This is a genomic window from Limosilactobacillus rudii, from assembly GCF_014145455.1.
GTDB classification, from domain to species: domain Bacteria; phylum Bacillota; class Bacilli; order Lactobacillales; family Lactobacillaceae; genus Limosilactobacillus; species Limosilactobacillus rudii.
Map to the genome: position 1 here is coordinate 90962 of NZ_JACIVB010000049.1, position 16703 is coordinate 107664.

Here is a 16703-nt window from a genome sequence, read left to right on the forward strand (position 1 = left end):
TTCATCAACCTAATTTTGTCCTTTTTACTCTAAAAATACTAATAATTGCAGCAATAATTGTCCATATAAGGCCGATTAAACTAACAATGATTCCTGCCTTTAGTCCTGGTAGTTGGTAGGCAAATGTAACATGGTGAGTTCCTGCTGGTAAGTATACGCCGGTAAAGGCCTGGTTTGTCCGGAGAACTTTCGCTGGTTTACCATTGACCGCTACTGTCCAGCCGCTGGAGTAAGGGATTGAAGAGGTGAGAATTCCAGCACGAGTGGTAGTAATTTGTCCGCTAATGTGATTACGACTAATTTTTACATTTTTTAATCGATGTTGTTGCAAGTTTTTGACTTCATGGTAATAGTTATTACCAAGTTTTTCAGCAACTACCCGGTACTTTAATTGGTAGGTTCCAAGCTTAGATGGCTGGAAAGTTAATGAACTTGGCAATTTACCATTATAGTAACCAATATTTAAGGTCGAGTTAGTGACATATTTGAAAAGTGAAAGGGTACTTTGCCGTGCTTGTTCAATTGTTGCCGTTCCAAACTTACTACCGATATTAAGCTTAAAGCTAATATCAGGTGAACCATTTAGTATGTGGTAACGCCAGTAGCGATAATGGGTATAACGTTGATTGATCACAGTTCCAGGATTAGTGGACGTTTCTCTTAAGTGTTTTTCTTCATATTTGATTTGTTTCTTCATTGAGAAAGGAGTGTACTTAATTTTAGCAAATTCAATATGGAGCTCACAGCCCTTTAGCTTTTTTTGCATTTGCTTACTTTGCAGTTCTGGCAATTGAAGTTGGTATGTTTCTTCGCTGTCAGTATACTTTAATTTGGCGGGGTTAACCTTATTTAAGCGGTTAGAAATTAGTTCGCTCTTAAGAGGATAAACGTCTGTATTGAGTTTAGCCGTTTTCATTCCCTTTAATTTATCTTCATTATTTACTAAAACGCCGGTAGCAAGTGCCCGTTCTTTTTCCGTTGGTGACAAGGACTGGTAAGTACGGTGGTTAATATAACTATCTTGCCAGTAAAGCAGTGGAAAGGCGTAATTAGTCTTATATCGGATTGTCTGTGTTGGAATAAAGTCTTTCTTACTTTTAGGATTACTTGGCTGGTTAGCATCGTAATTAATGACTGGATCTGTGGCCTTATCCAAGAAATACCCCGCTGGAATTTTAGTTGCGTTGTCACTATCACTTTGGACAAAGAGGTATTTTACACCAAAGAAATTATTCATTACTGTACGGTCATCAGCTTGCCGGATAGGAATATTGGCTTGGTATTGGTTATTTTGCAGACTGGTGTTAAATAGTCCGAGATATTTATTTTGTAAAGAATAGTAAGAGTCAATGTTATGAAGACCAGAAGTTAAGTCATTATCAAGGTTGGATCCATCGATAATTTTATTTTGGCTAATAGTTGATACCCGATAGAAAGGTTCTTTGGTCAGCCCTTCATCAAGCTTTCCGTAACGGTTGGCAGCAATTGACTGGTATTCACCCCGGCTGAGCATCCTGCTGGAAAAGTCACCATTATAAGGAAATGCAGCATATACTGCATTAAATCCTGCATTCAGCATTACAATGCCCAATAACCAACGGTAGGGGTGGGCAACTTTATGAAAATGAATTAGCCAAATTGCCATTAATGAGATAATCAAAAAAATGACTGGCATAAAGATATCGTCCTCATTTTCAAAGAAGAAGGTGGCAATAAGAATAATGAGGTATATCCCCGTTGCCCAACTTAAAATTGTTAAAGTGTGATGATCAATTGTTGGGATATTTTCCGCTAAGATGCAAATTGCCATTGCTAGTGGTAAATAAATCAATAATGTCCATCGGTTAGAAGCCGACATCATTCCATTAAAAAAGGCACCGACAGCAGGAATTAGCAACATTACGAGGGCAATCCCTAAACTAATTGAAATTAATGGATACTTGCGTGGACGAGAGTAAATATAGACAAGGGCGATAAAACCAATTGAAACAATTCCTAATGCTGACCAAAACATAAAGTACCATTGCCCACCATTGATTAATGATTTTGGCAAGAATAGGTAATAATATAGCGGGTATGTTTTAAGGCCGTTTGCAAATAATGAGCCTGTTCGGGTTGAATTAGTCACAGCGATAATCTCTGGAATTAATAAAACCGCTGATAAGAGAACACTGGTTATTGTTGCAAAGGCAAGTTTAATAAAGGTCCGTCCATAGTTAAGCTTCTGCCGGTAGTGGGTGATTACTCGCAAGATGAGGTAAAGAATCGAGCCGATTCCTAAGACATATGCGAGATAATAATTACTAACGAGCATCCAGGTAAAGGCTCCTGCAAGTGGCCATGCGGAACCACCTTGCAAAATACGCTCAATTTGAACCACGATTAACGGAAAAATAATAAATGGTGTTGTAAAAAAAGGTTGAGCAACGCAAGCATATAGTAAAAATGAATTAACCAGGTAGGCTGTTGTACCAATTAAAATCACACTATTCCGAAATTTAAAATGCTGGGCAAAGTAGACAAACGATAAACCAACACAATACATGCGGGTAACATTAATGACCTGGTAAGCTAGGGTAATCTTTGCTGCTGGAAAAAGAAGAGCAAGATAAGCAAAAACGTCACCAATTGTGTAATAAGAATATACCTGAAAAGTATCGCTCCCTAATCCCATTTGCCATGACCATAAATTAAAATGGGGATGGCAAATGAAATCTATGAGTGCTTTACGGTAATTCGCCAATAATGGTAAATGTTGGTTTAATGCATCTTTACTGAGAATAAAAGTATGACCAGTTACTAGATATGTACCAAAGATACAGGCTGCTAAAAAGATAAATATAATCGTATATTCACAATATAGCTTTTTAACTGGCCGTTTTTTAAATGAGAAATCCATAAACTACTCCTTGAATTAACTGTCACTTTTAGGATATCTCTACCATTCTAGCAAAAAAACTATGACTATGCTTCTTCTAATTCTTAAGAAGTGCGTTTGTCATAGTTTTATTTTTAATTTTCTTTACTTAAAACCTGAACTAGCTTAAGGTGACACCGGTGAAGGGCACTTTGAATACTCCGCTTTGAACAATTGAGTGATGTAGCTATTTCTTCGATTGAATAACCATTATGCAAGTAATTCAACACTTTACGCTCGAAGCTAGAGCAATGGTGAAGAAGGCTGCTAACGCTTTGCCGGCAATAGATAACCTCGTCTGGTGAATGATGCCAGAAATCAATTATTACTTCTGCATATTCATCAGTAAGGGCATAGAGCCGTTCAGCGGGGATTCGCTTTCCAGCTTGTGTTTTTCTTTGTAAGTCCCTAATCCGATTTGTTAGGCATTCTTTAAAAAAGCAACTAAACATTCGGGGACCCTGGTTGTTATAGAGTCGTATCACTTCAAGCATTACCACTCGGGCTTCCTGTTCCCAATCAGCAAGTTCCAATCCGGCAATGTTATAACGTTGCCATAAGCGGCGGACGAGTGGCCAATAACGACGGTATAATTGTTGGAAATCTTCATTACTTCCAAGGCGGGTCTTTTCAATTAAGTCAAGATATTTTTCTTCATCTTCTCTGAAGCGCATACCTAAATGCTCTCCTTTATCAAACTTTTAGTTTACGCGACATGCTTCCCATCATAGTGTTTTTCCTATTTACTATACTCCCCAAATAGGTAAACTGACGACCTAAGACTAGGCGTTCATTCCTTAGTTTAGGCAAGATAAAACGTTTTAAAATTATCATGCAGTTCGCCTCGCGTTGCTAATAATTTATCAGACGTCCTATTATGAGACAATAAAGAAATAAATAGATTTTGAACGACCAATCGAACGTTAAGGATAAAGATTATATAACACAAGGAACATAACCATTTTTTATATTAGTGATTATTATGCTAAGAAATAATTTGGTTAAAATAATGATTAAGAATACTGAAAAATTTTTTAAGGATGGGGGCGATTTATTAAAGTGACAATGCTAGTGCTTGTTTGTTGCTGATTGCAATATATATTAGCTTGCCAGGTTTGAATTGAGTGACCGCGTTTAATAGGTGTCGCAATTGCCTTCAAATATCCTGATGATACCGCAATCAAGTGCTCTGTGGTAAGATTGACTCCGAGAGCTATTTTATCTTGATGATGATCAGCTAACCATTGATTAGCGCCGAGCGAAGCAGCAGTTTCTGCAAGGATAGCGTTGACGCCGCCATGGACAATGCCATAAGGCTGTTTGAGTTTATCACTGACTTTAACGGTAATGACACATTTACTAGCTGTGACTGATTGAGTTTGAATATCTAAATTTTCTAATAGGTTCATTATTATTAGCCTCACTTAAAAGGAGTAGATTATAAATGACAACAGTTGATTGGCAACCGGTAAAAGATTATTCTGAGATTATTTTTGAACGTGCTGGAAAAATTGCAAAAATTACCATGAACCGGCCTAAAAAGATGAATGCATTTACCCCTGTTACCATTCAAGAGATGATTGATGCTTTTACTATCTGTCGTGATGATAGCACAATTGGTGTAATTATCCTAACAGGTGCTGGGGATAAAGCATTTTCTTCTGGTGGTGATCAAGGAGTACGTGGCAATGGTGGATACGTTGGTCCTGACAAGATTGCACGACTAAATGTTCTTGACTTACAACACCTCATTCGAATTATTCCTAAACCGGTAATTGCAATGGTAAAGGGGTGGTCTGTTGGTGGCGGAAACATCCTTCAGCTAGTATGTGATTTGACGATTGCTGCTGATAATGCTAAGTTCGGACAAACAGGGCCTAAGGTTGGAAGTTTTGATGCTGGTTATGGTTCAGGATATCTTGCGCGGGTAATTGGTCATAAACGTGCAAAAGAAGTATGGTTCCTTAACCACTTTTACAGTGCTGAAGAAGCTTACCAAATGAACTGGATTAATAAAGTTGTACCACTTGACCAAGTAGAATCGGTAACTCTTGATTGGTGTAATGAGATTCTGAAAAAGTCACCAACAGCTCTTCGTTTCATTAAGGCGGCAATGAATGCAGATACTGATGGCCTTGCTGGATTACAACAGCTTGGTGGGGATGCAACGATGCTTTTCTATACTACTGATGAAGGAAAAGAAGGTCGCGATGCTTTTAATGAAAAGCGTGATCCTAATTTTGACCAATTCCCAAAGTTCCCATAGAAGGTCTACCAATGGAAATGCAAAATTGGTTATTAAAACAAGCTGAAACGCAACCAAATCATATCGCCGTGGATGATGGCAATGAGCAGTTAACATTTGCTGAGCTTCGTGAACAGGTTGCCGAGCTTGTTGGCAAACTTAATCAGCTTCGTCCTGGTGATAAGGTCGGTTTACTGGCGACGAATAGTCTAATGAGTTATAAAATTGCCCTTGCAGTTATTACTAGTGGACGGTCGATCGTTTGGTTAAACTGGCGATTAGCTGATGAAGAACTACAACGCCAAATTGCTGATAGCGGTCTCCTCGTATGCTTAGTTGAAGATTCACTATGGCGTGTGACAATGAGTGAACCGTTTAGAAAGTATAGTACACTCTTGAACCAGTCAACAGCTAAAGCGTCCCTTGTAGCAACTTTCAAAGCTGACCGAGTCGCTAGTATTATGTATACTTCTGGTACTACTGGTAAGCCGAAAGGAGTTCTACAGACTTTTGGTAATCATTTTTATTCTGCTATATCATCGGCTTTAAATCTTGGATTATCTTCTAATGATGAATGGCTGTGTGTAGCACCAATCTTTCATATTAGTGGTTTTTCAATCATTATGCGGGGACTGATATATGGGATAACGGTTCGTCTTGTAGATAAGTTTCGGGTTACAGCAATTGAACAAATCCTCGTAAATGAACCGGTTACGATAATGTCGGTTGTGCCATTTATGTTAAATAAGTTGGTTGAACAACAAAAAATAAGTCATCGTAGCTATAATAAATCTTTTCGCTGTATGCTACTTGGTGGAGGGACAATCAGTCGTTCAACACTTGAACGGTGTTTGCAATCAGAAATTCCAGTTGTTCAATGTTATGGAATGACTGAAACATGTTCACAAATTATTGCTTTACGGGCAAGTGATGCCCTTCAAAAAATTGGTTCAGTTGGTCAGCCGTTATTTACTACGCAATTAAAGTTGAGTAGTAAAGGGGAAATTCTCCTAAAGACACCGGCATTGACACCTGGTTACCTTAATTTGCCGGCTAAATTACCATCGAAAATGGTTGATGGTTGGTACAAAACAGGAGATATTGGGCATCTGGATGATGATGGTTACCTTTATATTGATGGACGAGTTGATGAAATGATAATTTCTGGTGGTGAAAATATCTTTCCACAAGAAATTGAACAGGTATATCAACAATATCCGGGAATTAAGGAAGTAGCGGTTACTGGTCAAAATGACTGTGAGTGGGGACAGGTGCCGGTTGCTTTTCTTGTTAGCGATCAACGATATCCGGTAACAGATTTAATTAATTATGGTCGCCAACATTTGGCTCATTATAAAGTTCCACAGCATTATTATTATGTTCAGTCATTACCCAAAAATGCTAGCGGTAAAATTCGGCGTTTCATTTTACAGCAAAAATTATCCAAATAAGAAAGGTCTATTGAACATGGCAATGTATCGTCATGTCCGATAGACCTTATTTTTTAGCTTTAGCAAGTTGCTTTTTTATTTCACAATCGTAATCGCATGCAGCACACTTTCCTTGTTTTCCACGTTGGAATGTTTTGATTAAAAGAAAAATAGCTATTGCGATGATTGCAACAATAATTACAATATTGATAAACAATTTCAATGTTAATTACCCCCAGAAGAATTGTCCAATTTGAAACACGATAAACGCAATACAGTAAGCAATAATTAGGCTAGAGATAACTGCATAAAGCATCCATTTAGTTGACCCGGTTTCTTGCTTGATTGTTGCTAAGGTAGCAAAGCAGGGTGCATACAATAGAATAAAGATTAGAAGGGCATAGGCAGTAAGCGGCGACATGAATTGACCCAGTGAGGCAATTAGAAACGCCTTGCTACTAGTATGAAACATCACCATCATACTTGAGGTGATTACTTCTTTAGCTAAGATACCAGTGAAAAGGGCACTAATAGCTTGCCACTGTACCAGGCCAATTGGTTTAAATACAGGAACCAAGATCCGCCCAAGGTCAGCGGCAAAACTATTTGCAGAATTGGTAACAAAGCCACTGGTTCCAAAGCTAGATAAGACCCAGATAAGGACGGTTCCGGCGAAAATAATTGTTCCGGCCTTTTTTATAAATCCTTTACCCTTGTCCCAGGTCCCTTGCCAAATGATGTCAAGTCGTGGAAGGTGATAGTGTGGGAGTTCAACGACAAAAACAGAACTCTCCTTAACATGAAAGATAACTTGATAGAATTTTGCCATTCCAAGGGCAACAACAATTCCAAGAAAGTAAATTGAAAGGACAATTAAAGCTTGGTGGTGCGGGAAGAATGCGGCAACAAACAAGCTGTATATTGGTAGTCGTGCGGAGCAACTCATAAACGGCATAATCAGTGTGGTAATAAGCCGCTCTTTAGGTTGTTCGACTGTCCGTGCTGCCATAATTCCAGTTACATTGCAGCCAAAGCCGATAATTAATGGGATAAAAGATTTTCCATTTAAACCAATTACTTGCATTATCCGGTCCGTGACCAACGCTGCTCGGGCCATGTAACCAGAATCTTCTAGAAGTGAGATACAAGCAAAAAGCATAAATATCTGTGGAATAAATGCAAGCACACCACCAACACCAGCAATAATACCATTTATAATCAATGATCGTAGCGCCGGAATCGCGCCTAGTTTTATTAATAATTGATTTGTCGTAGAAGAAACAGGACCAGAGATAAATTGATCTAACATATCAGATAGTGGTGTACCAACCCAATCAAAAGAAAGCTTAAACATGATAAAGAAAATCAATACAAAGATTGGTAAACCCAAAATAGGATTAGTAACTACTTTATCAATCCGGCTGGTTACTTCCACCGGATTACTACCAGATAGTGGCTGCCGAGCGTTGGTAAGGGTTTTTTCGATAAATTGTAAACGCGTCTCAAAAATCTTATCGGCAAATTTTTGCGCATCATAATATTTTTCCTGATTAAGGAGGGGAGTAAGCTTTTCTTTTTTTGCAGTTTCACGAATAACCTTGTTTTTCCCCATATATTGAATTGTTAGCCAGCGAGCAACATGTGCTGGATAGCCAAAATCCTTACTCAAGGCAGTACTTGCTTGTCTAATTGCTTGCTGAATTATTGCTGGATATTCCAGGCCGAGTTGTGTTGATGGAATTGATTTATATTGCAGGGCCTTTTCCCGCACTTTGTCGATTCCCTGGTGACCACGGGCATTAGTAGTGGTTACTTTACAACCTAATGATTCTTCTAGTAATTTTAGGTCATATTCATATCCAGAACGACGAAGGTCATCGATCATGTTGAGAACTAAAATAACTGGGTATCCAAGTTCAAGTATTTCAATCGTTAGTAAGAGATTACGCTTGAGCTGACTGGCATTCGTAACATTTAGGATCATATTTGGCTTGTTATGCATTAAATAATTTGTAACAACTGCTTCATCCTTAGTTAATGGATCAAGTGAATATACGCCAGGTAGGTCAATGATTACGATATCAGTTCCTTTAAGATTTCCCTGTTTCTTTTCGACAGTAACGCCAGTCCAGTTTCCAACGTAGGCATATTTATCGGTTAGAGAGTTAAAGAGGGTCGTTTTGCCCGTATTTGGATTTCCGATAAGTGCAATAGTTGTCATTTATCAGCTGCCCCCGTTATTGACATAAAGACCTGGTACCTTAATCCGATTCTTTGATGGTCATTTTCAATTATTACTGGTCCATGAAAAGGATATCTTTGCACAACTTTAATTGGGCACCCCTCACATAGCCCCATATCATGAAGACGGGTGGCGGTCGATACATTTAAACAATCAAATGAGTGAAGAATATAATTTTGCCGCGCCATTATCACTATCCACCTCACTAAATATTCCAATTGTATATAGAAACGATATTACAACTTAATTATACACTTATAATATATTTTAAGAAAGCGCTTGAAATAAAATTAAATGCATAGTTTTATTTTTTTAATATTCGGATATAATAAGAATGTAAAGGAATTACAGATATTTCAAATAATAATTTTTAGGAATATTTTGGAATATTAATGGCCAGGAGGATGAATTATATGGCAACTTTAGAAGTAAAAGACCTACATGTTTCAGTCAAGGATGAAGAAAGCAAAAAAGAAAAGGAAATTCTAAAGGGTGTTAACCTAAAGATGAAGACTGGTGAAATCCACGCGATTATGGGCCCTAATGGTACTGGTAAGTCAACGCTATCACAGACAATTATGGGACAACCTAACTATCATGTGACGCAAGGAGACATTCTCTTAAATGGAGAGAGCATTATTGATATGCCAGTTGATGAACGGGCGCGAAAGGGACTTTTCCTTGCGATGCAATATCCTGCTGAAATTCAGGGTGTTACAAATGCTGAGTTTCTCCGTGCGGCTATTAATGCTCGGCGCCCTGAAGATGATCAAATTTCAGTAATGGACTTTATCAAAAAGCTTGATAAGAACCTTGAACTATTGGATATGAGCCAGTCGATGACTGAACGCTATCTTAATGAGGGCTTTTCGGGTGGAGAAAAAAAGCGAAATGAAATTCTTCAGTTATTAATGATTGAACCTAGTTTTGCAATTCTTGATGAAATCGATTCTGGATTAGACATTGATGCGCTAAAAGTTGTCTCAAAAGGGGTCAATTCAATGCGTGGTGATAACTTTGGATCTCTTATCATTACTCACTACCAACGGCTACTAAACTATATTGTCCCTGATACTGTCCATGTAATGATGGGTGGCCGGATTGTGAAAACAGGTGGTCCTGACTTAGCCAAGAAACTTGAAAATGAAGGTTATGCAGGCTTACGTGATGAATTAGGCTTAGACATTAAGCTTGTAGATGATGAAGACTAGGAGGCGCCTTGATGACAGAATTAAATTCAGCAAAGGAGCAAATAATTACTGCTAGTAAGGCAAATAATGAGCCCCAGCAATTACTTGAGCGGCGGCTTAATGCACGGGAACTAATGGAAAAATTGCGGTTGCCACGGATGCAGCGTTTTAACTATCAGACATGGCCACTGGTGGAAGATCATCCGTTAAAGTGGGTTAAGTCGAATGTGGACCTTGTTAAGGATGAAACACCAGACGATGAGGTAATTAAGGTAACTCAGCTAGGACAAACGATGCTTCATGTAAACATTCCGCAGTCGCTACAGGACCAGGGAATTATTTTGACAGACATATTTACCGCTGCTCGTGATTACTCTGAATTATTCAATAAGTTTTTTATGACCGCAATAAAGCCGGAGGAAAACCTTTTAACAGCCTATCACTTAGCTTATCTAAATGCTGGCCTATTCCTATATGTGCCTAAAAATATTGAAATCAAAAAGCCAATTGAAGTAGAACTGATTCAGGATAGTACGACTAGTGAACCATTAATTTCGCATATTTTAGTAATCGCGGATCGCGGTAGCCGTGTAAAATTTATCCAACACCTTACAACAATTGGCGATCATGAAAACAGTGCAAATATGATGATTGAACTGATGGCTCAAGAAAATAGTGAGATTGACTTTTCATCACTTGATGAGTTTGGTCCGCATACTCATACTTACTTTAAACGCCGAGCTGATATTGGCCGTGATGCACATGTTGAATGGGCCGTTGGCTTAATGAACGATGGCGATACTGTGGGTGATATGGATTCAGAATTACTTGGCGATGGCGGTTATGCAAATTCGAAGATGATTGCTGTAACAACCCATAACCAAGAAGTTGGAGTAAATAACCGGGTTACGAACCATGGTAAACATACTACGGGACTGATTAACCAGCGGGGAGTTATTCTTGAAAGCTCTGAATTGATTTTTAATGGAATTGGTCAGATTATTCATGGTGCGCATGGGGCGAAAGCAGATCAGCAAAACCGGGTATTGATTATGTCTGATCAAGCTCGAGGAGATGCTAACCCGATTCTTTTGATTGATGAAAACGATGTTGAAGCTGGTCATGCCGCTAGTGTTGGACCTGTTGATCCCCACCAGATGTACTACTTGATGAGTCGCGGAATTCCGCGAGCACAGGCTGAACGGATGGTTATTCGTGGCTTCTTAGGGGCTGTACTAAGTGCTATTCCATCATCTGATGTTCGTAATAAGCTAGTTGCTATTCTAGAAAGGAAGCTTGCTGATGGACAACAATATCAATGATTACTCTGCTGATTTTCCAATATTAGACCAGCAGGTAAATGATGAGCGTCTTGTGTATCTTGATAATGCAGCAACGGCCCAACGACCACGACAAGTAATTAAAGCGTTGACAAATTTTTATGAACAGGATAATGCAAATGTTCATCGCGGAGTACACACTCTTGCAGAACGAGCAACAAAAGATTATGAAGACGCACGGAAAAAAGTACAAGAATTTATAAATGCGCCGACTGCAAATGAGATTATTTTTACAAAAGGGTGTACAGATAGTTTAAACCTTGTTGCATCAACCTATGGCGAGCAAAATATTATGCCTGGTGATGAAATAGTAATTTCAATTATGGAGCACCATAGTAACTTAATTCCATGGCAACAACTCGCTAAACGTAAGAATGCTACTCTCAAGTATATTGAACTTACTGCTGACGGGGAACTTGACCTTGCTGATGCTAAACGCAAAATTACGGATAAGACTAAGATTGTTGCAGTGACGCATGCAAGTAATGTGATGGGGACAATAACACCATTAAAGGAATTAGCAACAATTGCTCACCAGCATGGGGCAGTTATTGTTGGTGATGGTGCGCAAGCTGTTCCTCATATGCCAGTTGACGTTCAAAATTTAGATGTAGATTTCTATGCTTTTTCAGGACATAAGATGATGAGTCCGATGGGAATTGGTGTCTTATATGGGAAAGCAGAGCTGTTACGGGCAATGTCGCCATACCAGTTTGGTGGTGAAATGATCAATGATGTTCATCGTGAACAGAGTACTTGGGCTGATATCCCATTTAAGTTTGAGGCAGGAACGCAAAATATTGCGGGAGCTGTTGGCTTAGGAGCGGCAATTGATTACTTGTCAAATATTGGAATGGAAAAGGTTCAGCAAAAAGAGCAACAACTAATTAATTATGTTTTGCCACGCTTAGTTGTAATTCCGGATGTTCAAGTTTATGGACCGCAATCACCAGCAAAACATACAGGGGTAATTGCCTTTAATATTAAGGGATTGCATCCTCATGATGTTGCCACTGCTCTTGATATGGATGGGGTAGCGGTCAGAGCTGGTCACCATTGTGCGCAACCATTAATGGAAGATCTCGGCGTTACAGCAACTGCACGTGCTAGTTTTTACTTTTACAATACTAAAGAAGATGCTGATCAATTGATTAAGGCAATCAAGGAAACAAAGGAGTTCTTTAACATTGGGACTATCTAAGTTAAATGGGTTATATCGAGAAGTTATCTTAGACTATGCAAATCACCCCCATAACAAGGGTTCTTTAGCAACCACCACCAATACTATGACTCTCCACAATCCAACTTGTGGTGACACGATTAATTTGCAGGTAGATGTCAAAGATAATAAAATTAATAATATTGCATATACTGGCGATGGCTGTACGATTAGTCAAGCTTCCGCAAGTATGATGACTGATGCTGTGAAGGGTAAGACAGTAGATGAAGCATTGGCGATGGCCAAGACTTTTTCGGATCTCGCAATTGGTAAAAAGCATCCGACTACTGATTTAGAACAACTGGGGGATGCCCAGATTCTTACAAATATTATGGAATTTCCGGCCCGGATAAAATGCGCTACCCTATCTTGGTGGGCATTACAGCGAGCACTGTTAAAGGATAGCGAGGAGGAAGAAAAGAATGAGTAATGACGCAGCCAGTATTATAAATAATGGTGATCAATATGAATATGGCTTCCACGATGATGTACAGCCTGAATATTCAACCGGGCGAGGGTTGACTGAGGAAACCGTTCGGCAGATTTCGGCAGCTAAGCATGAGCCAAAGTGGATGCTTGATTACCGTCTTAAGGCATATGAGATTTATAAAAAGTTGCCAATGCCTAAGTTTGGCCCTGACTTATCGGAGCTGGATTTAAAGAACATGCTTTACTATCAAAAGATGACTGATAAAAAGTTCCGTGATTGGAAAGATGTGCCAGAAGACCTTAAGCGAACGTTTGACCGGCTAGGAGTCCCTGAAGCTGAGCGAAAATACTTGGCAGGATCATCTGCTCAGTATGAGTCTGAAGTTGTCTACCACAATATGAAGAATGAATTTGAAAAACTTGGAATTATTTTTACAGATACTGATACAGCCTTAAAAGAATATCCTGAGTTGTTTAAAAAGTGGTTTGGAAAGCTAGTTCAACCAACGGACAATAAGTTTGCGGCGTTAAACGCAGCAGTTTGGTCAGGGGGATCTTTCATTTATGTACCAAAGGGAGTTAAGACCAAAACTCCTATTCAATCCTATTTCCGGTTAAATGCTGAAAATTCAGGTCAATTTGAACGGACATTAATTATTGTAGATGAAGGCGCTAGTGTAGACTATGTTGAGGGATGTACTGCGCCAAATTACTCTTCTGATAGTCTTCACGCTGCTGTCGTGGAAGTAAATGTATGTAAAGATGCTTATTGTCGGTATACTACCATCCAGAATTGGTCTGATAACGTTTATAGTTTGGAAACGAAGCGAGCAGCAGCTGCTGAAAATGCAACGATGGAGTGGGTTGATGGTAATCTTGGATCTAAGGTGACGATGAAATATCCTAGTGTCTACCTCAATGGTGAGGGTGCTCGTGGCACAATGCTTTCTATTGCTGTTGCAAGTAATGGTATTCACCAGGATTCTGGAGCACGGATGATTCATAACGCAAAGAATACTTCCAGTTCAATTGTTTCAAAGTCAATTGCCAAGACAGGCGGCTCGACGGACTATCGTGGAACAGTACGCTTCGGTAAGCATTCAGACGGTTCAAAAGCACACGTTGAATGTGATACGATTATTATGGATGACCAGTCTTCATCAGATACAATTCCGTATAATGAGATTGATAATGCTCATGTAGCAATGGAGCATGAAGCTAAAGTCTCCAAGATTTCCGAAGAACAACTCTACTATTTAATGAGTCGTGGAATTTCAGAAGCAAAGGCTACTGAAATGATCATTATGGGATTTGTTGAACCATTTACTAAACAACTGCCAATGGAATATGCGGTTGAATTAAACCGGTTAATTAGCTTTGAAATGGAAGGATCAATCGGCTAAATTATTTAGCAAGGCGTATAGTGGTGAGCATCACCTAGTTGGATATAAGTTTGGAGGAATTTAAATGGCGGATGAAAAAGATACACCATTCTCACCAATTGAGAATAAAGTGATGGATGCCCTTGAGGAGGTTATTGATCCAGAATTAGGAATTGACCTTGTTAATCTTGGCTTGATTTATGATGTAAAAGTTGACGATAATAGTGAATGTACAGTAACGATGACATTAACAACAATGGGGTGCCCACTGGGTGATATGTTAAATCGGGATATAACTAAAGCAGTAACTTCAGTCGATGGTATTAACAAGTGTAATATTAACCTTGTATGGGAACCTGTTTGGGATTTGTCACGGATGAGTAGGTTTGCTAAAATTGCATTAGGAATTCACGGCTAAAACAATAGGGGGCAAAAATGGATATTAAGCGCTTTGTTCACCAACGAAAACGGCTTGGTTACTCACAAGTTACTTTAAGCAAAGGCATCTGTACTCAATCGACCTTAAGTAAGTTCGAGAATAATGGGCAAGTACCTTCATTATCAATTTTAGAACAGCTTTGTGATCGGTTGGGATTGACGATTGATGATCTTAGCAAAAATAATACTTCGTCTATTCGCTATATTCGTAATCTTCTTGATGAAATTGAATTGTCACTTATGATTGAGCAATTTCCACAAGCGGTTAGCAAGCTTAAAAAAATTCATTTGGCAGATTTGAAATCGCCACAAGATAAGATGCAGTATTATTATTTGAAGGGAATGATTTATACCCTTACCAATAATAATGTGTCAACAAGTCTATTTAATTTTACTAAGATATTAGATGAACTTGATGAGCAACATCGAACAATATATTCTCAGTTAGCTTACCTTGGTTCTGGAATATTATATGCGCGTCAAAATTCAATGGAACATGCAGATTTCTTTTTTGCTAAAGTTATTTCATTCTTACGTTCGAAAGCTGATGAAGATTTAGCAGAAGTTTCGCGCAACTATTATTTGCGTATTATTACAATGATGTATTATGCAGCTGAATATCACGCGCTTAATAAGCGTTTAGCGGTTAGTAATCGGGTTCTTGAGACGACTACTAAGATTTGTGCAAGCAAACATGTTACGTATTTTTTGCCCCGGATTAAGCTACTAGAAGCAAACAATGCAATTGAGTTAGGTCAAGATTCTGTAGTAGTACGACGGTTATTGACAGAAGCGGAAGTTTTTGCGCGCTTCAATTCTAATAATGTTGTTGAAGTGCAAGTTGTTGCCTTATTAAACAATTTTGATAAAACAATTAGTAATAAATAAGCGAGAATAACCATTAATGACAGTGTATAGTTTGTCAAAATGGTAATCTCGCTTTTTTAGTTAAATATTAATTAAGTGGTGGTGGAAAGCGTAACGAATTAATTCTGCATGTGACTTAAGGCGGAGTTTATGCATAATATTAGCTTTATGAGCTTCAACCGTTTTAGTGGAAATATATAATTTGGCAGCAATTTCTTTATTAGTATAGCCTAAAACAATTAATGGCAAAACTTCGCGTTCACGGTCAGAAAGAGCAAGGTATTCATCAATATCGAGGTGTGTGGGACCACTCTTAATTGTTAAAAGGTCCTCTTTAGTGACCATGATATTGTTGTCAAGGTATTTTTCACCACGAGCAACTTGCTTTAATCCGCGAATAAGTTCACTTGTAGTAGAACTCTTTAAAACATATCCCATAGCGCCATTGTAAATTGCATGATTGATGAATTCTGATTCATTATGCATTGAAAAAACAAGAATTTTTATTTGGGGGAGATGCTCATGAATCCTCTTTATTGTTACTAAGCCATTTTCTCCTGGTGGCATATATAAGTCCATAATGATGATATCGATATCGCCTTGTTCAGCACGTATTGCAACATCGATGCTAGTTGCTTCTTCACTAATTACTCGATAGCCATCCTGTTGATTGACGAGATTTTTAACACCCATTCTAACAATTGGGTGATCATCTGCGACAAGTACATTATACATTGTTAGCCCCGCTTTCAGTATTATGGTTTTACTGACTACATTAATTATTATAGAGTTATCGCAATTAAATTACCACTAGGGCGAAGCTGTTTGAAATAGTTTCAGTAAACGGCTGGAATAATTTCAAAAATTTATTGCAGAAAAATACGAATGCTGTAAAATAAAAGAGGATCATTGATGACATGACAACATCAGTGATCCACAGTAGAAGTATGTTGGCGAAAGTGATTGCAGAATCACCTTCGTCTTTTATTATAACAATTTTTAAG

The 16703-nt window shown here is 38.5% G+C and carries 16 protein-coding genes; 9 read left to right on the forward strand and 7 right to left on the reverse strand.

The window, feature by feature from the left end; all coding sequences use genetic code 11:
• Nucleotides 1–4: 4 nt before the first annotated feature.
• From H5S39_RS04610 to H5S39_RS04620, 3 genes are all read right to left on the reverse strand, one after another.
• Nucleotides 5–2899: a YfhO family protein gene (locus H5S39_RS04610; protein WP_182595691.1), complete on the reverse strand. Its 2895-nt coding sequence runs from the start codon at nucleotides 2897–2899 to the stop codon at nucleotides 5–7.
• A 113-nt stretch (nucleotides 2900–3012) separates the two neighbouring features.
• Nucleotides 3013–3591 (reverse strand): RNA polymerase sigma factor, encoded by a 579-nt coding sequence (locus H5S39_RS04615; RefSeq protein WP_182595689.1) that lies wholly within the window; start codon nucleotides 3589–3591, stop codon nucleotides 3013–3015.
• Between the two features lie 360 nt (nucleotides 3592–3951).
• A complete protein-coding gene (locus H5S39_RS04620; protein WP_182595687.1) occupies nucleotides 3952–4326 on the reverse strand; it encodes a PaaI family thioesterase in 375 nt (124 codons plus the stop codon).
• Between the two features lie 35 nt (nucleotides 4327–4361).
• Here H5S39_RS04620 and menB point away from each other — a divergent pair, with 35 nt between their 5' ends.
• Nucleotides 4362–5183 (forward strand): 1,4-dihydroxy-2-naphthoyl-CoA synthase, encoded by an 822-nt coding sequence (gene menB / locus H5S39_RS04625; protein WP_182595685.1) that lies wholly within the window; start codon nucleotides 4362–4364, stop codon nucleotides 5181–5183.
• 11 nt (nucleotides 5184–5194) lie between these two features.
• Nucleotides 5195–6613: an o-succinylbenzoate--CoA ligase gene (locus tag H5S39_RS04630; protein ID WP_182595683.1), complete on the forward strand. Its 1419-nt coding sequence runs from the start codon at nucleotides 5195–5197 to the stop codon at nucleotides 6611–6613.
• A gap of 46 nt (nucleotides 6614–6659) precedes the next feature.
• Here the strand turns inward: H5S39_RS04630 and H5S39_RS04635 are convergent, their stop codons facing one another.
• From H5S39_RS04635 to H5S39_RS04645, 3 genes are read right to left on the reverse strand one after another with little or no spacing between them, the layout of a single operon-like run.
• A complete protein-coding gene (locus tag H5S39_RS04635) occupies nucleotides 6660–6815 on the reverse strand; it encodes a FeoB-associated Cys-rich membrane protein (protein WP_182595681.1) in 156 nt (51 codons plus the stop codon).
• A 6-nt stretch (nucleotides 6816–6821) separates the two neighbouring features.
• On the reverse strand, nucleotides 6822–8813 hold the full coding sequence (feoB, locus tag H5S39_RS04640) for a ferrous iron transport protein B (protein ID WP_182595679.1): 1992 nt from the start codon (nucleotides 8811–8813) through the stop codon (nucleotides 6822–6824).
• On the reverse strand, nucleotides 8810–9022 hold the full coding sequence (locus tag H5S39_RS04645; protein WP_182595677.1) for a FeoA family protein: 213 nt from the start codon (nucleotides 9020–9022) through the stop codon (nucleotides 8810–8812). The genes feoB and H5S39_RS04645 overlap by 4 nt, the downstream gene beginning before the upstream one ends.
• 225 nt (nucleotides 9023–9247) lie before the next feature.
• On the opposite strand from H5S39_RS04645, the gene sufC reads away from it, so the two are divergent.
• The 7 genes from sufC to H5S39_RS04680 all read left to right on the forward strand — a co-directional run bounded on the left by sufC (nucleotide 9248) and on the right by H5S39_RS04680 (nucleotide 15720).
• Nucleotides 9248–10045, forward strand: a complete 798-nt coding sequence (gene sufC / locus H5S39_RS04650) for a Fe-S cluster assembly ATPase SufC (RefSeq protein WP_182595675.1) — start codon at nucleotides 9248–9250, stop codon at nucleotides 10043–10045.
• Between the two features lie 11 nt (nucleotides 10046–10056).
• A complete protein-coding gene (gene sufD, locus H5S39_RS04655) occupies nucleotides 10057–11346 on the forward strand; it encodes a Fe-S cluster assembly protein SufD (protein ID WP_182595673.1) in 1290 nt (429 codons plus the stop codon).
• Nucleotides 11327–12565 (forward strand): cysteine desulfurase, encoded by a 1239-nt coding sequence (locus H5S39_RS04660; protein WP_182595672.1) that lies wholly within the window; start codon nucleotides 11327–11329, stop codon nucleotides 12563–12565. Before sufD ends, H5S39_RS04660 begins: the two co-directional genes overlap by 20 nt.
• The gene (sufU, locus tag H5S39_RS04665) at nucleotides 12552–13013 is read left to right on the forward strand and encodes a Fe-S cluster assembly sulfur transfer protein SufU (protein ID WP_182595670.1); all 462 of its coding nucleotides are present in this window, start codon (nucleotides 12552–12554) and stop codon (nucleotides 13011–13013) included. Before H5S39_RS04660 ends, sufU begins: the two co-directional genes overlap by 14 nt.
• A complete protein-coding gene (gene sufB, locus H5S39_RS04670) occupies nucleotides 13006–14415 on the forward strand; it encodes a Fe-S cluster assembly protein SufB (RefSeq protein ID WP_182595668.1) in 1410 nt (469 codons plus the stop codon). The genes sufU and sufB overlap by 8 nt, the downstream gene beginning before the upstream one ends.
• A gap of 64 nt (nucleotides 14416–14479) precedes the next feature.
• A complete protein-coding gene (locus tag H5S39_RS04675; RefSeq protein WP_182595666.1) occupies nucleotides 14480–14812 on the forward strand; it encodes a metal-sulfur cluster assembly factor in 333 nt (110 codons plus the stop codon).
• Between the two features lie 17 nt (nucleotides 14813–14829).
• Nucleotides 14830–15720 carry a helix-turn-helix domain-containing protein gene (locus H5S39_RS04680; protein ID WP_182595664.1) on the forward strand — a complete coding sequence of 297 codons (891 nt, stop codon included), beginning with the start codon at nucleotides 14830–14832 and terminating at the stop codon, nucleotides 15718–15720.
• A 60-nt stretch (nucleotides 15721–15780) separates the two neighbouring features.
• Here H5S39_RS04680 and H5S39_RS04685 read toward each other — a convergent pair whose 3' ends face one another.
• Nucleotides 15781–16434, reverse strand: a complete 654-nt coding sequence (locus H5S39_RS04685) for a response regulator transcription factor (RefSeq protein WP_182595663.1) — start codon at nucleotides 16432–16434, stop codon at nucleotides 15781–15783.
• Between the last annotated feature and the right edge of the window lie 269 nt (nucleotides 16435–16703).

Excerpts from the sequence above, each read along its gene's own strand:
- H5S39_RS04610 (WP_182595691.1), bottom strand. The coding sequence starts at position 2,899 with ATGGATTTCTCATTTAAAAAACGGCCAGTTAAAAAGCTATATTGTGAA.
- H5S39_RS04615 (WP_182595689.1), bottom strand. The coding sequence starts at position 3,591 with ATGCGCTTCAGAGAAGATGAAGAAAAATATCTTGACTTAATTGAAAAG.
- H5S39_RS04620 (WP_182595687.1), bottom strand. The coding sequence starts at position 4,326 with ATGAACCTATTAGAAAATTTAGATATTCAAACTCAATCAGTCACAGCT.
- menB (WP_182595685.1), top strand. The coding sequence starts at position 4,362 with ATGACAACAGTTGATTGGCAACCGGTAAAAGATTATTCTGAGATTATT.
- H5S39_RS04630 (WP_182595683.1), top strand. The coding sequence starts at position 5,195 with ATGGAAATGCAAAATTGGTTATTAAAACAAGCTGAAACGCAACCAAAT.
- feoB (WP_182595679.1), bottom strand. The coding sequence starts at position 8,813 with ATGACAACTATTGCACTTATCGGAAATCCAAATACGGGCAAAACGACC.
- H5S39_RS04645 (WP_182595677.1), bottom strand. The coding sequence starts at position 9,022 with ATGGCGCGGCAAAATTATATTCTTCACTCATTTGATTGTTTAAATGTA.
- sufC (WP_182595675.1), top strand. The coding sequence starts at position 9,248 with ATGGCAACTTTAGAAGTAAAAGACCTACATGTTTCAGTCAAGGATGAA.
- sufD (WP_182595673.1), top strand. The coding sequence starts at position 10,057 with ATGACAGAATTAAATTCAGCAAAGGAGCAAATAATTACTGCTAGTAAG.
- H5S39_RS04660 (WP_182595672.1), top strand. The coding sequence starts at position 11,327 with ATGGACAACAATATCAATGATTACTCTGCTGATTTTCCAATATTAGAC.
- sufB (WP_182595668.1), top strand. The coding sequence starts at position 13,006 with ATGAGTAATGACGCAGCCAGTATTATAAATAATGGTGATCAATATGAA.
- H5S39_RS04675 (WP_182595666.1), top strand. The coding sequence starts at position 14,480 with ATGGCGGATGAAAAAGATACACCATTCTCACCAATTGAGAATAAAGTG.
- H5S39_RS04680 (WP_182595664.1), top strand. The coding sequence starts at position 14,830 with ATGGATATTAAGCGCTTTGTTCACCAACGAAAACGGCTTGGTTACTCA.
- H5S39_RS04685 (WP_182595663.1), bottom strand. The coding sequence starts at position 16,434 with ATGTATAATGTACTTGTCGCAGATGATCACCCAATTGTTAGAATGGGT.